Annotated in this window: 14 protein-coding genes; 7 read left to right on the forward strand and 7 right to left on the reverse strand. The window is 66.1% G+C overall.

Features of this window, described 5'->3' with window-relative positions:
• Nucleotides 1-43 precede the first annotated feature (43 nt).
• The 4 genes from KBA48_RS06375 to KBA48_RS06390 all read left to right on the forward strand — a co-directional run bounded on the left by KBA48_RS06375 (nt 44) and on the right by KBA48_RS06390 (nt 4,227).
• Entirely contained in the window at nt 44-1,330 is a 1,287-nt protein-coding gene (locus KBA48_RS06375; RefSeq protein ID WP_292904346.1) for a pentapeptide repeat-containing protein, read from the forward strand.
• 48 nt (nt 1,331-1,378) lie between these two features.
• The gene (mutL, locus tag KBA48_RS06380; RefSeq protein WP_292904348.1) at nt 1,379-3,244 is read left to right on the forward strand and encodes a DNA mismatch repair endonuclease MutL; all 1,866 of its coding nucleotides are present in this window, start codon (nt 1,379-1,381) and stop codon (nt 3,242-3,244) included.
• 136 nt (nt 3,245-3,380) lie between these two features.
• Nucleotides 3,381-3,713, forward strand: coding sequence for a hypothetical protein (locus KBA48_RS06385; protein ID WP_292904350.1), 333 nt, complete (start codon nt 3,381-3,383; stop codon nt 3,711-3,713).
• Between the two features lie 154 nt (nt 3,714-3,867).
• Entirely contained in the window at nt 3,868-4,227 is a 360-nt protein-coding gene (locus KBA48_RS06390; RefSeq protein ID WP_292904352.1) for a hypothetical protein, read from the forward strand.
• A gap of 11 nt (nt 4,228-4,238) precedes the next feature.
• Here the strand turns inward: KBA48_RS06390 and gcvA are convergent, their stop codons facing one another.
• The gene (gcvA, locus tag KBA48_RS06395) at nt 4,239-5,216 is read right to left on the reverse strand and encodes a transcriptional regulator GcvA (RefSeq protein WP_292904354.1); all 978 of its coding nucleotides are present in this window, start codon (nt 5,214-5,216) and stop codon (nt 4,239-4,241) included.
• Between the two features lie 135 nt (nt 5,217-5,351).
• Here gcvA and KBA48_RS06400 point away from each other — a divergent pair, with 135 nt between their 5' ends.
• On the forward strand, nt 5,352-5,558 hold the full coding sequence (locus tag KBA48_RS06400) for a hypothetical protein (protein ID WP_292904356.1): 207 nt from the start codon (nt 5,352-5,354) through the stop codon (nt 5,556-5,558).
• Nucleotides 5,559-5,634: 76 nt separating this feature from the next.
• On the opposite strand, the gene KBA48_RS06405 is transcribed toward KBA48_RS06400, so the two are convergent.
• Nucleotides 5,635-8,670 (reverse strand): phosphoenolpyruvate carboxylase, encoded by a 3,036-nt coding sequence (locus tag KBA48_RS06405; RefSeq protein WP_292904358.1) that lies wholly within the window; start codon nt 8,668-8,670, stop codon nt 5,635-5,637.
• Nucleotides 8,671-8,896: 226 nt separating this feature from the next.
• Here KBA48_RS06405 and KBA48_RS06410 point away from each other — a divergent pair, with 226 nt between their 5' ends.
• Both KBA48_RS06410 and KBA48_RS06415 read left to right on the forward strand, forming a co-directional pair.
• The gene (locus KBA48_RS06410) at nt 8,897-10,498 is read left to right on the forward strand and encodes a bifunctional aminoglycoside phosphotransferase/ATP-binding protein (protein WP_292904360.1); all 1,602 of its coding nucleotides are present in this window, start codon (nt 8,897-8,899) and stop codon (nt 10,496-10,498) included.
• Nucleotides 10,499-10,661: 163 nt separating this feature from the next.
• Complete coding sequence (locus KBA48_RS06415) at nt 10,662-11,525, forward strand: universal stress protein (RefSeq protein ID WP_292904362.1); 864 nt, start codon at nt 10,662-10,664, stop codon at nt 11,523-11,525.
• An 8-nt stretch (nt 11,526-11,533) separates the two neighbouring features.
• Here the strand turns inward: KBA48_RS06415 and KBA48_RS06420 are convergent, their stop codons facing one another.
• The 5 genes from KBA48_RS06420 to ftsH form a co-directional block, all read right to left on the reverse strand.
• A complete protein-coding gene (locus KBA48_RS06420) occupies nt 11,534-11,968 on the reverse strand; it encodes a DUF3293 domain-containing protein (protein WP_292904364.1) in 435 nt (144 codons plus the stop codon).
• Complete coding sequence (gene thiD, locus KBA48_RS06425) at nt 11,965-12,765, reverse strand: bifunctional hydroxymethylpyrimidine kinase/phosphomethylpyrimidine kinase (RefSeq protein WP_292904366.1); 801 nt, start codon at nt 12,763-12,765, stop codon at nt 11,965-11,967. Before thiD ends, KBA48_RS06420 begins: the two co-directional genes overlap by 4 nt.
• A gap of 5 nt (nt 12,766-12,770) precedes the next feature.
• The gene (glmM, locus tag KBA48_RS06430; protein ID WP_292904368.1) at nt 12,771-14,141 is read right to left on the reverse strand and encodes a phosphoglucosamine mutase; all 1,371 of its coding nucleotides are present in this window, start codon (nt 14,139-14,141) and stop codon (nt 12,771-12,773) included.
• A 60-nt stretch (nt 14,142-14,201) separates the two neighbouring features.
• Nucleotides 14,202-15,191 carry a dihydropteroate synthase gene (folP, locus tag KBA48_RS06435; protein ID WP_292904370.1) on the reverse strand — a complete coding sequence of 330 codons (990 nt, stop codon included), beginning with the start codon at nt 15,189-15,191 and terminating at the stop codon, nt 14,202-14,204.
• A gap of 301 nt (nt 15,192-15,492) precedes the next feature.
• Nucleotides 15,493-17,421 carry an ATP-dependent zinc metalloprotease FtsH gene (ftsH, locus tag KBA48_RS06440; protein ID WP_292904372.1) on the reverse strand — a complete coding sequence of 643 codons (1,929 nt, stop codon included), beginning with the start codon at nt 17,419-17,421 and terminating at the stop codon, nt 15,493-15,495.
• Between the last annotated feature and the right edge of the window lie 22 nt (nt 17,422-17,443).

The following is a 17,443-nucleotide window of genomic DNA, read 5'->3' on the forward strand; positions in this document are numbered from 1 at the left end:
ATGGCTCATCATTCGGGAAAGCCAGCCACACCGGGGGACAGGCGTGGGCGAACACCGTCCGCTATTTAAGGTGACACAGGAACAGCTCGACGCTTTGCTGAAGCGGCACGAGATGTTCCGTAACGCCCGCATGGGCGGTGCCCGCGCGGTCCTGACCAATTACGACCTGACGGGGCTGAACCTGGCAGGCCGCGATCTGGCCCATGCCGACCTGACAGGCTGTGTCCTGCGCCGCGCCAATCTGGCGGGGGCCACGCTGGATTGCTGCACCCTGTTCGCCGCCGACCTGCGGGAGGCGAACCTGAACGGCGCCTCGCTGGTAAAAGTGGATTTGCGCGGCGCCAGCCTGCGCGGGGCCGACCTGACGGGCGCCAATCTGGTCAGCGCCGATCTGCGCGATGGGTCGCTGGCCGAACGGGGCGCCGATGGCAGCCTGAAGATCCTTGTCGTGGAAAGCGATGCCAGCCCGGCCGACATGCAGGGGGCCAAGCTGGCCAACGCCAACCTGTCCCAGGCCAAGCTGTCGGGCGCCATCGCCCAGCACACGGATTTCACCGATGCGGTGATGCGCGGCACCAAGCTGGTGCGGGCCAACCTGCGCAACGCCACCCTGGACGGCGCCATTCTGGAAGGGGCCGACATGTCGGGCGCCGATGTGCGCGGCGCCAGCCTGAAAGGGGCGGTACTGACCGGCGCCGTCCTGATGCTGACGGAGATGGCCGGTGCCGACATGGCGGGCGCCCTGACCGATAAACCCGCCGGCAAACCCGCCAGCGCCCTGCCCCTTCCGTTGGAAGAGATGCTGAAGCTGCATGCCGAATGGGTGGGCACGGCGGGCCAGGGCGGATTGGCGCTGGACCTGACCGGATACGACCTGCGGCACGAAACCTGTCTGACCCATGCCTGCCTGACCCGTCTGCATGCGCCGGGCGTCATCCTGTATGGCGTGGATCTGTCCCGCGCCCAGATACAGGTGGGAACCCTGCGGGGGGCGGACCTGCGCGGGGCCAACCTGTCGGGTTGCGACCTGCGCGGCATCAATCTGGCCGAGGCACAGTTGGGCAATGCCAACCTGTCGGAAGCCAACCTGGGCTATCTGAAAATCGATGCCAACCGCTTCGTCTGTTCCGACCTCTCGGGCGCCAGACTGCGCTATGCCAACCTGTCGGGCGCGCGGCTGGTGAAGGCGGATTTCAGTGGTGCCGACCTGTCTTTCGCCAACCTGCTGCTGGCCGACATGAAAGAGACAGACCTGACGGGCACCCGCCTGACGGGCACCAAAATGAAGCGGGAGCAGTTGGCGGAGGTTATCGGGGTGAAGCTCCCATAACTTGTGGCCGTCTTGGCACCGGCCCCCCATCGGTGCTATGACCACCCCATGCCGACCATCCGCCGCCTTCCCGATAATCTCGTCAACCAGATCGCCGCCGGTGAGGTGGTGGAGCGTCCCGCCGCCGCCGTGAAGGAGCTGGTGGAGAACGCGCTGGATGCCGGGGCCCGGCGCATCGACGTCACCCTGCGCGATGGCGGCAAGGCGCTGCTGTCCGTGTCCGACGATGGCTGCGGCATGGACCCGGAGCAACTGGCGCTCGCCGTCGAACGGCATGCCACGTCAAAGCTGCCCGACGGCGACCTGACCGACATCCGCACCCTGGGTTTCCGGGGGGAGGCACTGCCCAGCATCGGCGCCGTCAGCCGCCTGACCATCACCAGCCGCACGGAAGCCGCCGACCATGCCAGCGCCATTCTGGTAGAGGGCGGCGCGGTGCATCCGGTCGGGCCGGCGCCGGGCGGCCTGGGAACACGGGTGGAGGTGCGGGACCTGTTCTTCGCCACGCCGGCCCGTCTGAAATTCCTGAAAAGCAGCCGCAGCGAAAGTCAGCATGCCGTCGATGTGGTGGAACGGCTGGCCATGGCCCATCCCCATGTCGCCTTCACGGTGACGGATGAAGGACGCACACCCGTCCGCCTGACGGCAAGCTCAGGCGAGGAGGAAGCCGCCCGCCTGGGCCGGCTGGGCGCCGTCCTGGGGCGCGAGTTCCAGGAGAATGCCATTCCGGTGAATGCCGAGCGGGCCGGGGTGCGGCTGGTCGGGCATATCGGCCTGCCCACCTTCAACAAGCCGACGGCGGCCGGGCAGTATCTGTTCGTCAATGGCCGCCCCGTAAAAGACCGGTTGATGGTCGGGGCCGTGCGCGGCGCCTATGCCGATTTCCTGGCCCGCGACCGGCATCCGGTGCTGGCCCTGTTCCTGTCGCTGGACCCGCATGATGTGGATGTGAACGTGCATCCGGCCAAGACGGAGGTGCGGTTCCGCGATCAGGCCCTGATCCGGGGCCTGATCGTGGGCGCCCTGAAACATGCGCTGGCCGCCGCCGGCCATCGGGCCAGCACCACCGTCGCCGCCGATACGCTGGCCAGCCTGACGCCGCGCGTGGCGCCACAGACCGGATTTTTCTGGGAACCACAACGCCCGGCCGCCGCCCCACCGCCCTATGCCCAGACCCACCACGCGCCGCCGCCGGTGAACCGGGAGATGGCAGAGGCGGCCTGGCGGTTCCAGGCGCCGCAGCCCGCCACAGCCCCGGTACCGGCCGCCGCCGATTTCGCCCCGGCCGCGCGCGCGGAATCCGCCGAAAGCCTGGAAGCCACGCCGGCCCATTTCCCCCTGGGTGCCGCGCGGGCGCAGTTGCACGCCACCTATATCGTGGCGCAGACCGACAATGGCATCGTCATCGTGGACCAGCACGCGGCCCATGAACGGCTGGTCTATGAACGCATGAAGAAGGAGATGCTGGGCGGTGGCGTGAAGCGTCAGATCCTGCTGATCCCGGAGGTGGTGGAACTAGACCCCGCCGATGCGGAGCGGGTGGGCGAACGCGCCGACGAACTGGCGGAGATGGGGCTGGTGCTGGAAAGCTTCGGATCGGGCGCCATTGTGGTGCGGGAGGTGCCGGCCATGTTGGGCGTGCGTGCCGATGTGCGCGGCCTGATCAAGGATATCGCCGACGAACTGGCGGAAATGGGTGATGCCCACGCGCTGAAGGAAAAGCTGGACACCATATGTTCGCGCATGGCCTGCCATGGCAGCGTGCGGGCCGGCCGGCCCATGAATGTGGATGAAATGAACGCCCTGCTGCGCCAGATGGAGGCCACGCCCCATTCCGGCCAGTGCAACCATGGCCGCCCCACCTATGTGGAGCTGAAACTGGGCGATATCGAGCGGCTGTTCGGCCGGCGGTAATCCCCCACTGGGCAGATTTTTCCCTGTAAAAACCGGCATATGGCTTGCTTATCCCCTCCCGTCCTTTTTACCGGGAGGGTCTGAGATGCATGACCGATTACAGCGCCCAACAGCCGCCAAATCACCGGCTGGCTTGATGCGAACCAAGGAAAGCAAGCCAGCCGGCAGCTTTGACGGGTTGCCAGCCGGGCTGCGGCTGCTGGATGACGCCAAGAGCAATGTCGGCCTGGCGGAAATTCTTGCCGCCCTGACGGCAGAACCTGCCCAACCCGACATGCGCCTGCGTGAGGTGGAGGACAGCATCCGCCGTCACTGGGCCGTGCTGCGCAATCTGGTGCGCGAACATGCCGAACTGACCCGCGCCGCCATGGATGCGGCCGACAAGGGCGCGTCCCTGCGCAGCGACCGGCCCCTGCCCAAGGTGGCGATGTTCACCCCGCCATCGCGCGGGATCGTCGCGGCGGAATGACCCTGTGACAAGCTTCCGGTGTGGGGGCGGGCCACGGCAAATCCGCCGGCCCGCCCCGCCACCGCCCGGCGCTTGACCGGCTTTCGCCGCAATCTGCCACCATCTTGACTGCCATGGACGCCGCAAGGCGCCTGATGACGACAAGGTGGCAGCGATGAGTGTGACGATGAAAATCCTGGTCCTGTCCAGCCTGGCGGCCCTGCTTGGGGCCTGTGCCGGTCTGTGGGACCTGACCGCCGATACGCTGGGCGTCACGCTGATCATGCTGGCCGCCTCGGCTTTTCTGCTGGCCTTGTTCCTGCCGCGTCTGGCCGCGTTGGGCGTGCTGGGGTTGGCCCTGGGTGTGCTGCTGGCCCATCTGATGGCCTATCCGCCGCCGGGCAGTTCCCTGCCCGTGCTGGAACGCGGCCTGATCGCGGCTGCCGTCGCCCTGCTGCCCGCCGCCGCCGGTGCCCTGGCCGGCATCCTGGCCGCCCGTGCCGCCGCAGGCCTGGGCTGGCGCAGCGTGGAATGATCCTTAGATCCTTACCCGTTACGGGCCACCAGCCCGGGACGCAGCCCTGCCAGCCCCACATTCAACGGCCCGCCCAGCGCCCCGCACTGCCCCTCACAGGCGCTGACCTCTGACAGGATCCAGTCCCGGAAAGCCTTTATCTTCGGCTCGTCCACCCGGCGTTGTGAACAGACCAGCCAATAGGACCGGTCCGTCACCAGGATCAGGTCGGGGAACGGCACCACCAGCCGCCCGGACGCGATATCCGCCGCGAAGAAGGCGGGGCAGACCAGGGCCACGCCCTGCCCCATCACCGCCGCCTGCCCCGTGATCGACTGCATGTCATATTGCGGGCCGCTGCGCATGCCGTCCACGGCCACGCCCGCCAGGGCGAACCATTGGTGCCAGTAGCGGATATCCTCCATGTGGTTGTAATCCAGCAGCGGCAGGCGGGCCAGGTCCGAGGGATGGCGGATGCCGCCCATGCGTTCGGCCAGAATGGGGCTGATCACCGGCGTCAGCCTGTATTCGACCAGCCGTTCAGCCACGGTGCCCGGCCATTGCCCCAGCCCCGACCGGATGGCCACGTCGAACTGATGCGTCAGATCGCCCAAACTCACCGAACTGTCCAGTCGCACGGCCAGATCGGGCCGCCGCAACTGGAAATGCCCCAGGCGCGGCACCAGCCAGTGCGAGGCGAAAGTGGGCAAGGTCGTCACCGACAGCACCTTGTCCTCCGCCGCGTCGGTCAGCTTATGCATGGTGGCGCGGATGCGGTCGAACGCATCCTCCACCGCGCCCTGCATCTCCAGACCGGCGGGCGTCAGTTCCAGCCGGCGTGTCAGGCGGCGGAACAGGTCACGGCCAATATGCTCCTCCAACTGCCGGATCTGATAGGACACCGCCGCCTGCGTGACGGCCAGTTCATCCGCCGCCTTGGTGAAGGACAGGTGCCGTGCCGCTGATTCAAAGGCACGCAGGGCGTTCAGCGGGGGCAGTCGCTTGTCCATCACGGGGCCTCATGCACAAATTCATTTTTTGCATCCTATCGGGATTACTCGTTTGTCGTCCAGGCCGGAATAGGGAGATAAAGGGCACAACAAAGGCGTCCACTCTCCCCGGCGGTTCGGAAAGGAACCCAGATAATGCAAAAGCTGAATTTCGCCCATGGGGCCGCGACGCGGCCGCAAACCCTGACGCTCGCCCCCACGACCCCGCCCTCGCGCCGGACCACTGCCCTGTCGGCCCTGGCCGGACAGTTGCAGGTGGTGCTGACCGAACTGCTGGCCGGCGAAAGCTATCGCCACGGCATCCCGCCACAGTTGAAGCGGGATGTCGGTTATTGGGGATGAAGGGCAACAAAGCAAAAAGGGGGGTGACGGCACGAACCGTCACCCCCCTTTTGTCTGTGCCGCCATCCGGATCGGATCAGCCGAAGAAGCCGATCCGCTGGGTCAGGGCATTGCTGGTACGGCGGATCAGTTCATAGAGCGAGGCGATGGGCCGGAAGATGTTCTGGTTCTCCTGGCTGTAATCCTGGCTTTCGTCACTGACATAGGTCGCGACCTCTCCGAACCCTTCATCCAGGGTCACGTCGGTGCGGGCCGGGAAGATGCGGGCCAACTGTTCCAGGGCCCAGGGCACATCCAGATGCATCAGGCGCGTCACCAGCCGCTGGTTGGTGATGGAATGCTGGCTGGAGAATTCGGGGATATGGACGGCCAGACGATAGACCTGATGGATCAGCGACAGGCGCACGGCATGGATCAGCGACAGGTGCCGGTCCAGTTCAGGGTTCGGCCGGGGTGCGGCCCCCGCCCTTTCCAGATTCTGCCGCAACACGCCGTAATCGCGATACAGCTTGCGGAAGATGCGGACCAGACGGGCCTGGGTCGGCGTTTCTTCCAGCACACCCGCGATGCGCCGCATATCGTCGGCTTCCATCGGGTTTTCGGCACGCGCCGCCCGGGTCAGCCAATGGCCAGGGTCCAGCGTGTCGACATAGGCCTTCAGCGCATCGGGGCAGCTCACGGCCGCACCATAGACGACGATGCCGATCAGTTCGCGGAAACGGGGTGACGTGGCGTACAGCGTGCGGAACTGCTCGGGATCGCGGTCGATGGCCTCTCCCACGCCCGACAGGACGTTGGCCGGCAGGCCCATCTGCAACAGCACGGCATTGTGCGGAATGGCGCGGAACTGCCCGGCCATGACGCGGGCGGCCGGGTCCGGCGCACTGTCATGCTGGCGCTTGATGGCGCGGCTGCCGCTGGGGAACAACAGGTTGGTGCCGAACGCGGCCAGCAGCTCACCATAGTTCGGGTCTTCGACCAGACCGACCTGGAAGGTCTTCACGGTGGTGAAGAACTCCCGGATATAGTCGCCCTTGGCATAGAAAACATCATGATCCAGGTCCGGCTTGGCGGTCCCGATCATATATTCCAGGATGCGGGTGACCACGGCCAGCGCCGAGGCCGGCGTCACGAAATAGGTGTAGCCATCGCCACCCTGGAAGCTGACTTCCTGCTTCAGGTCGATATTGTGCTTGGCGGCAAAGGCCAGAGTGGCCGGCGGGCTGACATAGGCCAGGCGGTTATGCAGGCCGGCCGGGTGACCGCCACGGCCGATACTTTCACCATGCGTGTCGAAGATCACCAGTTGCACATTGTTCAGCGCATGGCGGGTGAACAGGCGCAGCACGCGCAGGCGCAGGCGCTCGATCGACGCGCTGGCCGGCGTCTGGCCCAGATAACGGCCGGCATCGGAATAGCCGGTCTGGATGCACAAGCGGCCGCGCTTTTGCACATAGGTGCGGTAATGCGGATTTTCCAGCAATTGTTCGATGATGCGGCTGCCGGTTTCCAGCGCCTTTTCCGTTTCGAACAGCGGGCTGATATCGACCCGGTCTTCCACCCCGAACAGCTTGGCGAAATACAGTGCCGACAGGACGGTAAAGGCGCTCTCGCTCTCCGCGATCAGGAACCGGATCGGGGTGCGCGCATCGGAATATTTCAGCATCTGCGCCACGACCATGAACAGGCGCTTGGCGCTGGTACGTTCGGCCACGACGGAGCCGAAATTGATGCTGACCGGCTCCACCTTGTCCAGAAGATCGGTCAGGGTGGACAGGTACGACTGCCGGTAACGCGGATCGTCCGCCGCACTGTCCAGGCCCACGGCCTTGCGGATGGCGTTATGCACCTGGGTGCTGTTCAGGCGGACATGGGTATGGGCCATGCCCAGGCCAAAGGTGGCCAGTTCGGCGCGAAGCACGGCCAGTTGTTCCACCGTGGCCAGCGCGTTCTCCCCCTCGATGGCGGCGGACAGGCGGATACCCCGGTTCACGAATTCGATTGCTTCCGACGCGTCGACCAGACGCAGCGGCAGCCCCTCATGCATGCGCTTGGCGATGCGGCGCAGATGGTCGAGGTCCTGCGCCTCCGACCCGCCAAAGGCGGCGATCTCGTCCGTCACCTGATTAAGCGCGAGCGCCAGCCGGCTTTCGATCAGGGCCAGCGTATGGCGCAGATCCTCCAGCGACGGGGCGCCGGCGCGGATGTCGCGCAGGTTGGACAGGTAGTAGCGCAGTTGCCGCTGCTGCACGATCAGCCGCTTGTGCAGCGTGTCGGACCAGCGGATGTCGGACCGGCCGTCCAGGTCGTAACCGACCCAGGACGCCACCGTCAGCAGGCGCGGCGTCAGTTCCGTCCAGCGGTCGGGATAATGTTTGCGACCCACGCGCAGAACGGCGCGGTACAGCGTGCGGATGGCGATCTGGATATTGGCGATGGCGTCCAGCGACAATTCATGTTCGCGGGCCAGCGACATATCCTCCGGCGCGTGTTCCGCCGTCGCCATCTGCCGGATCAGCGCCTCGCGCGCCTCGGCCGTCAGTACCTTGCCATTCTGGTCACGACCGGTGGCCAGACAGGCCATGGTCGTCATCTGCGATCCAGCCAGGTTGAAGGTGGGATGCGCGGTAATAACGATACCGAACACCTCCTTCTCCACCAGCTTCTGGAAACCTTCGAAGGTCAGCGGGTCACCACCGCTGCCGGCGGCGGCGACATCCAGCAACTCTTCCATGCGGCTGGCATTGGCTTCGGGCGACGACTCACCCAAGTAATTGGAGAGACGGGCCGAACGGGCCAGGAAACCCTCGGCCGACAGGTACTGGATCAACTGCTCCAGCGCGCCGGGCGACAATTCGCCCGATGCCACGCGGCGGGAGATGTCGAGGGCCAGCAGCATGACGGGATTGGCGAAGGGATCGATCTTGGCTTCGGCGCTGAACCTGTCAAGCTGCCCCATCAGATCGGTCGCCAGGGCGCGGACATCCAGGCCCTTGGGCGCTGGAAACCGCGCCTGTTTAGTGGACAGCAATGCTCCCTTGGCCGTGGTAGTGCCCAGGAATTCCAGATCGGAGGGGGCGGCGGCTTGGGGCATGGCGGGGTCCAGCGGCATGGGGGCTTCCATCTTCAGCGGAAAGGCCGCATTCTATTGCGGCGCAGCGTCGCAGGGTGCGGTAATTCCGTTACCTATGTCAACGGTCAAAAGGGTAATGCGGACATAATCAATCCGCATCATGGCCTGGATTGAAGCGATAGAATAAAGCAGACACACGGCACTGGCGATAGATTACTTGTAACGTCATTCGCTTACATGACAGATCGTGACAGGGGTGTTGCACATGCACAGCAGTCCGGCAGGAAAAGCAGACGGAACCGGAGAGGATGGCCAGCAGCAGGCCATCGCCCTCCTGTCCGATGCCGCGACGCACGGCCTGGCGCCCGGCGCAGCGGTCGACCGGATCGACACCCATGCGGCGCGGGTCTTCATGGCCGGCAACCGCGCCTGGAAGATGAAGCGTGCCGTCACCTACCCCTTCTTCGACTATGCCACCCTGTCGCTGCGGCTGGATGCGTGCGAGGCGGAACTGGCGCTGAACCGGCGGACCGCCCCCGACCTGTATCTGGGGGTCGGCGGTCTGGTGCGGGGGGAGGATGGCGGCATAAGGCTGGTGGAACAGGCGCCGGTGGCGGCTGATGGCGGCCCCGACCCGTCGGTTCTGGAATATCTGATCACGATGCGGCGGTTTCCGCAGGCAGCCCTGCTGGACCGCATGGCGGCGGAAGGCACCCTGTCGGCGGCCATCATACGGGATCTGGCCGCCATCATCGCCGAATTCCATGAAACGGCGGAACCACGCCCCCATGCACCGGGTGCGGAGGAAATGGCCGATCTGGCCCGCACCAATATCCGGGAAATGCGGCGGCACGGCGCGCTGTTCGACACGGATGCCATGGAACGGCTGGACCGGGCGACGGAAACCGCCTTGGCGGCGGGGGCGGAACTGATCGACCGTCGGCGCGACGCCGGCTATATCCGCCACTGCCATGGTGATCTGCATCTGCGCAACATCGTGATGCTGGACGGGCGCCCCGTGCCCTTCGACTGTGTCGAATTCGGTGACCGTATCGCGGTGACCGATGTTCTTTATGATCTGGCCTTCCTGCTGATGGATCTGGAACATCGCCGGTTGCGCCGATTGGCCAATATCCTGTTCAACTGTTATCTGGACATCACGGGCGATCTGGCGGGGCTGGCGCTGCTGCCCCTGTTCATGTCGGTCAGGGCCGGCATCCGCGCCCACCTGACGGCATCGGCCGCCGCAGGCCAGGAAGATGCCGCCAAGGCCGCGTCCCTGCGGGCGGAGGCCGTCTCCTATCTGGATCTGGCAAACCGGTTGCTGGCCCCTTCCCCGCCGGCCCTGGTTGCCATCGGGGGCCTGTCGGGTACCGGCAAGACCACGCTGGCGCGCGCATTGGCCCCGACCCTGGGGCCGGCACCGGGAGCGGTCATCCTGCGGTCCGACCTGCTGCGCAAATGGCTGGCGGGGGTGGATGAGCGGACAGCCCTGCCGGAAAATTTCTACGGCCCCGACCATTCCGCCCGCACCTATGCCGAACTGGCGGGCCGCGCCGGTCTGGTGCTGGACGGGCATCACGGCGTCATCTGCGACGCGGTCTATGCAAGGCCCGATCAGCGCCAAACGGTGGAGGAGGTCGCGCGCGCCGCCGGTGTTGCCTTCACCGGCCTGTGGCTGGTCGCCGATCAGGCCGTGGCCCTGGCCCGCGTGGCGCGGCGGCGCGGGGATGCTTCCGATGCCACGACAGCCGTTGTCCGCCGGCAGGCCGCCTATGACCTGGGCGACATGCGGTGGGAGGTCATCCCGGCCAGCGGCGACGCAGACGAAACCACGGCCATCGCGCGCCGCCATATCGCGCGCTGACGGCCACCCCAGCCCGGCCCAACATTTTTCCCGGTAATCTGTTATGCTGGTGATGCGGCCGGATGATCCATGTCAATGCCCCGGCCGGCATATGGCGTGATCCTGGGTCAAGGATGCGTTTCCGGGCGGCAATGGCCGCGGAACGGCAGAAAGGGGACCGATCATGGCTTTCCGCAAGATCACCTGTTTCGTTACCGGCGGCACCCGCGATGCCGCCGCCCTGGCAGCGGCCCTGCTGCTGGCGGCACCCGCCAAGGGCAATGTGGAGGCGCTGTATCTGCGCGCCGATCCGCGTGACGTCATGCCCATGGTGGGCGAAGGCCTGTCGGGCGCCCTGATCCAGGATTTGATGAAATCGCTGGAACAGGAAAACAAGAGCCATGCCGCCAAGGCACGCGACCATATGGATCGCGCCCTGGCCGCCGCTGGCGGTGTCTGGTGCGAACGCCCGCCCGGCAGCGACCGGGTCAGCGGCAGTTTCGCCGAAGCGTCCGGCGTGACGGAGGATGTGATGGCCGCCGCCGCGCGCCTGTCCGACCTTACCGTCTTCCCCTCGGTCGCCAATGAGGACCGGACCGCCGTCCTGGTCGGGCTGGAAGCGGCCCTGCTGGAAGGCGGCCGGCCGCTGCTGGTGGCGCCGGAAGCGGCGCCCAGCGTGCTGGGCCGCACCGTCGCCATCGCCTGGAACGGCCGCACCCAGTCGGCCCGCGCGCTGGCTCTGGCCATGCCGCTGCTGGCCGGGGCCGATGCGGTCCATGTGCTGGGGGTCGATACGATGCGCACCGACGCGGACGAGGCCGCCCCCGTCGTCGATTATCTGGCCTGGCACAATATCCCGGCCCAGTATCACAAGCTGTCGGGCACTGGCAGCGTGGCCCAGCAGCTACAGGATACCTGCGCAGAGGTCGGGGCCGACCTTCTGGTCATGGGTGGCTATGGTCATTCGCGCCTGCGCGAACTGATCCTGGGCGGCGTGACCCGCGCCATGCTGAACCAGACCACCCTGCCGCTGCTGCTGGCGCACTGACGCCCGCGTCACCCCAGGGCCAGCCGCGTGAACAGCAATTGCGCCGGCTGGCCCTGACCCTGCCAGACGATGGCGTACTGGCCCAGCATCTCGGCCAGTTGCAACGCGTCGAACGGGGGCAGGTCGAAGATGGCGACCCCCTTCTCCACCGGCCAGTCCTTGGTCGCGGGCCGCAGTTCCGCCGGAATGTAATCCAGATCCTCATCCTCCAGGATGTCGGTCAGGCGGGCATGGGCCGCATCATTGGCGGCCTGGGATGCCGTCTTGCTTTTGGGGTTCCAGGCGGTGACGAATACCAGTTCCGCCGCCCCCCGCTTTTCCAGCAGGCTGTCGATCTCCCCACCATCGGCCATGATCCGTGCCGTGACGGCACGCTTGCCGTCCAGGGCGACATAGCTGGTCTGCTGATAGGCGGTCAGAAGCTTGGGATCAAAGCCGCTCATACGAAGTCCCCGACAGTATGGGCATGGTTCAGGGGGCCGTGGCCATGGCCAAAGCCCGGCGCCGTGCGGATGGCGATATCGACATAGCGGCGGGCCCGCGCCACGGCATCGGCCACGGAGTGACCCTGCGCCAACCCGGTGGCGATGGCCGATGACAGGGTACAGCCCGTGCCGTGTGTGTGCCGCGTCTCCACCCGTTCGCCAGTGAAGACCTGTTCGCCGGAACGGGTGACCAGAAGGTCGGTCAGCACCGGCCCGTCCATGTGCCCGCCCTTCATCAACACGGCCTTGGCGCCATATTCCAGCAGGGCATGGCCGGCGCGGCGCATATCGTCCACGGTCCGGATGTCGATACCGGTCATGGCCTCCGCCTCCGGCACATTGGGCGTCACGATGGCGGCCAGCGGCAGCAGGCGGCGGATCAGGGCGCCCGTGGCGCTTTCATCCAGAAGCCGGTGCCCCCCCTTGGCCACCATGACCGGATCGGCCACGATGGCGACGCCGGGGGCGGCAGCGGCCAGCGTATCAGCCACGGCATTAATGATATCGGCCGTGGCCAGCATGCCGATCTTGACCGCATCGGCCCCGATATCGGCCAGGACCAGGCGCATCTGCTGGACCAGGAAGTCGATGGGCACGGGCAGGACGCCATGCACGCCGTTGGTATCCTGTGCCGTCAACGCCGTGATCGCCGTCATGGCATAGCCATTCAGGGCCGTGACGGCCTTGATATCGGCCTGGATGCCGGCCCCGCCGCCGGAATCAGACCCGGCAATGATCAAAACACGCCCCTTCATGCCGGTCACTCCGCCGCCACAGCTTGCGTCACGCCGCGCACGGCGTCGCAGATATCATCGACCACGCGCGTGACCAGGGCATCATCATCCCCTTCCGCCATGACACGGATCAACGGCTCTGTGCCCGACTTGCGGATCAGGACCCGGCCGACGCCGGACAGTTTTTCCTCGCCGGCACGGATCGCGGCCTTGACGCTGTCGGCATCCAGCGGGCGGATGCCGGTGGAGGCATCGTAGCGCACATTCTTCAGCAATTGCGGCAATGGCTGAAACACCCGCAGCACGTCGGACGCCGGACGCCCGGTCTTGCGGATACAGGCCAGCACCTGCAATGCCGCCAGCAACCCGTCACCCGTGGTCGCGAAGTCGGACAGGACCACATGGCCCGACTGCTCCCCACCCACGTTGAACCCATGTTCGCGCATATGCTCGACCACATAGCGGTCGCCCACGGATGTGCGCGCCAGGGTCAGGCCGTGCTTCTTCAGATACAGTTCCATGCCCATGTTGGACATGACGGTGGCCACCACGCCGCCACCGCGCAGCCGCCCGCTCTCCGCCCAGCTCTGGCCGATCAGGGCCATGATCTGGTCACCATCAATCTGGGCGCCCGTCTCGTCGGCCAGGATCAGGCGGTCGGCATCGCCGTCCAGGGCAATGCCCAGGTCGGCCTTATGCTCCACCACGGCGGCGCGCATGGCGGCCGGGCTGGTGGCGCCACACTTGTCATTGATGTTGAAGCCGTTGGGCTGATTGAACAGGGTGACCACCTCGGCCCCCAGTTCATACAGCACGCGCGGCGCAACCTTGTAGGCGGCACCATGGGCGCAATCGATGACGATCTTCATGCCGTCCAGGCGCAGGCCCCGCGGGAAGCTGCTCTTCACCACCTCGATATAGCGGCCGAACGCATCCTCCATGCGCTGGGCCCGGCCCAGATCGCGGGGGCCGGCCAGATCGGGGGTGAAGGGCAGATCCATACGCGCCTCGATCTCGGCCTCGATCTCGTCCGACAGCTTGTACCCGTCCGGTCCGAACAGCTTGATGCCATTATCCTGGAACGGGTTGTGGCTGGCCGACAGCATGACGCCCAGATCGGCGCGCATCGACCGTGTCAGCATCGCCACCGCCGGTGTAGGCAGCGGCCCCACCAGGATCACATCCATGCCCATGGAGATGAACCCCGCCGTCAGGGCCGGTTCCAGCATATAGCCGGACAGGCGGGTATCCTTGGCGATCACCACCGTGTGGCGATGGTCACCACGCCGGAACTGCAGCGCCGCCGCCATGGCGGCCTTCAGCGCCGTTTCCGCCGTCATCGGCTCGGTATTGGCGGTGCCGCGGATGCCATCCGTGCCGAACAATTTACGCGACATGTCTTCACGTCCCAGGAATGCCGGTCTGCCCCGGCCAGTCAGAATGTTACACAACCTATATCACGCCGATTGCAGGGCCTGCCACACGGCGACGGCCTGCGCCGTTGCGGCCACGTCATGCACACGCAGGATATGCGCGCCCTGCCCCAGGCTGTGCAACGCCGCCGCCATCGATCCCGCCACCCGGTCCTTCGGCGCCTCCCCCTTGGACAGGCCGGCGATGAAGCGCTTGCGGCTGACCCCGATCAGGATGGGACAGCCCAGACCATGCAGGACGGTGGTGCGGGCCAGCAGGTCGACATTGTGGATCAGGTCCTTGCCAAAACCGATGCCGGGATCAATTGCGATCCTTTCCCGCGCGATGCCTGCCGCCACCGCTGCATCAATGCGCGCCGCCAGCCAGCCATAGACCTCCGTCGTGACATCGCCATAGCGGGGGGCATCCTGCATGGTCTGCGGCTCCCCCTGGATATGCATCAGGACCAGCGGCAGGCCGGTGGCCGCCGCGACCGGCAGGCTGTCCGCATCACCGGTCAGCGCCGTGACATCATTGATGATGCGCGCTCCCGCCTCGGCCGCAGCCTGCATCACGGCGGCGTGGCGCGTGTCGATGGAGATGACGGCTCCGTCGGCTGCCAGCGCCCGGATCACCGGCACAACGCGTGCGATCTCCGTCTCCACCGTCACCGGTTGGGCACCCGGCCGGGTCGACTCGCCGCCGATATCCAGGATGTCCGCCCCCTCGGCCAGAAGCCGGCGGCCATGGGCGATGGCAGCCTCCGCACTGTCATGGTCACCCCCGTCGGAAAAACTGTCCGGCGTGACATTGACGATGCCCATGACCACAGGCCGCGACAGGTCGAACCCGGCCCAGGGCGCCCTGGATGCGGTCAGCGGATGTTCAGGGGGAAGGCTGGTCGCCGGGATAATGCCCGTGGCGGTCTCAGCCAGCGCAAAGGCCAGCGGACCGCCGGCCAGCGGCCGGGCCTGTCCGGCAGCAATGGCGGCGCGAGCGGTGGTACCGGAAAGGATCGCAAGGGGGCGATGCATAAGACGGACTCTTGATTATGACGGTTGCGCTTCTTCGGTCCAATCGGCGTTCCCTCACCCTCCCAAGCCTGGCGGCTTAGGCCCCTCCCTCTCCCACTGACGTGGGCGAGGGGTGGAAATCTGCTCGTCAGGTAAGTCTCCACCCCTCGCCCGCTTGCGGGAGAGGGAGGGGCCCGTCGGCGTCAGCCGATGGGAGGGTGAGGGAGCGCCGATTGAACCGACAAAAGTCGCCAGCTTGCTAAAACAACAAACCCCCGGCGCTCATCACGCCGGGGGTTTGCTCAACTGGTCTTGACCCGGATCACAGGCCCGGCTGCGGTTCCGGTTCGATCCCGTCCTTGCCGGCGGTGGGAACCGAGGCGCGGCGGCCGGTGGACTTGGGCGGCTCCGGTGCCTGCGGACGCGGGGCCGGCGGATCGGTACGCACCACCTGCTCACCGCGCAGGATGGCCTTCACCTCTTCACCCGACAGCGTCTCAAACTCCAGCAGCGCTTCGGAGACCTTGTGCAGATCGTCGATATTCTCGGTCAACAGCTTGCGGGCCATACTCTCGCCCTGCTCGATCAGACGGCGGATTTCCTCGTCGATCAACTGGGCAGTGGCTTCCGACACGTTCTGCTGCTGCGCCACCGAATGGCCCAGGAAAACCTCCTGCTCATTGGCGTTGTAGCGCACGCGGCCCAGCTTGTCGGACATGCCATACTCGGCCACCATGGCCCGGGCCCAGCGGGTGGCCTGCTGGATATCGCTTGACGCACCGGTGGTCACATTGTCCGGCCCGAAGATGATCTCCTCCGCCACGCGGCCACCGAACAGCACCGCCAGACGCGATTCCATCTCGCGCTTGGTGTAGTTGGTGCGGTCGCGTTCCGGCAGGTTCATGGTCACGCCCAGGGCACGGCCGCGCGGGATGATGGTGACCTTGTGCAGCGGGTCATATTCCGGCACCCACAGCGACACCAGCGCGTGGCCGGCCTCGTGATAGGCGGTCAGCTTCTTTTCCTTCTCCGACATGACCATGGAGCGGCGTTCCGCGCCCATCATGACCTTGTCCTTGGCAGACTCGAAATCGGCCATGCCGACCACACGCTTGCCGGCACGGGCCGCCAGCAGGGCCGCCTCGTTGACCAGATTAGCCAGATCGGCACCGGAGAAGCCGGGCGTACCGCGAGCGATCACCTTGGGGTCCACGTCGGGGGCCAGCGGCACCTTGCGCATATGGACCTTCACGATCTTCTCGCGGCCCAGAACGTCGGGGTTGGGCACAACCACCTGGCGGTCGAAGCGGCCGGGACGCAGCAAGGCCGGGTCCAGAACGTCGGGGCGGTTGGTGGCGGCGATCAGGATCACCCCCTCATTCGCCTCGAAACCGTCCATTTCGACCAGAAGCTGGTTCAGCGTCTGCTCACGCTCATCATTGCCACCGCCCAGGCCGGCACCACGATGGCGGCCGACCGCGTCGATTTCGTCGATGAAGATGATGCAGGGGGCGTTCTTCTTGCCCTGTTCGAACATGTCGCGGACACGGGACGCACCGACGCCCACGAACATTTCCACGAAGTCGGAACCGGAGATGGTGAAGAAGGGCACATTGGCCTCACCGGCGACCGCGCGGGCAGTCAGGGTCTTACCCGTACCCGGCGGGCCCACCAGCAGCACGCCCTTGGGAATCTTGCCGCCCAGGCGCTGGAATTTCTGCGGGTCCTTCAGGAAGTCGACGACTTCCTCCAACTCCTGCTTGGCCTCATCAATGCCGGCCACATCGTCAAAGGTGACGCGGCCCACCTTTTCGGTCAGCAGCCGGGCGCGGGACTTGCCGAAGCCCATGGCCTTGCCGCCACCGCCCTGCATCTGGCGCATGAAGAAAATCCACACACCGATCAGCAGCAGCATGGGGAACCAGGACAGCAGGATGGAGAACAGCGTCGGGCTGTTATCCTCCGCCACTACGGCGACCCGGACATTCTTGTCGACCAGCCGATCGGCCACGTTGGACCCCGGCGGCGCCGTCACGGTGAAGCTGCGGCCATCATTGGTCGTGCCGGCCACCTGGTCACCCTTGATCGTCACCGACGACACCGATCCCCGCGCCACCTCGGCCAAGAGGTCGCTATAGGCCATGCCGGACTGCGACGAGCGGGTGGAGGACGTCTGGAACAGGTTGAACAGGGCGATCAACAGGACCCCGATCACCAGCCACAGCGCCAGATTCTTACCGAAATTATTCACAGCCCTGACCTTTCATCGACCG

Origin of the sequence: Niveispirillum sp. (assembly GCF_017996735.1) — a bacterium.
Classification (GTDB): domain Bacteria; phylum Pseudomonadota; class Alphaproteobacteria; order Azospirillales; family Azospirillaceae; genus Niveispirillum.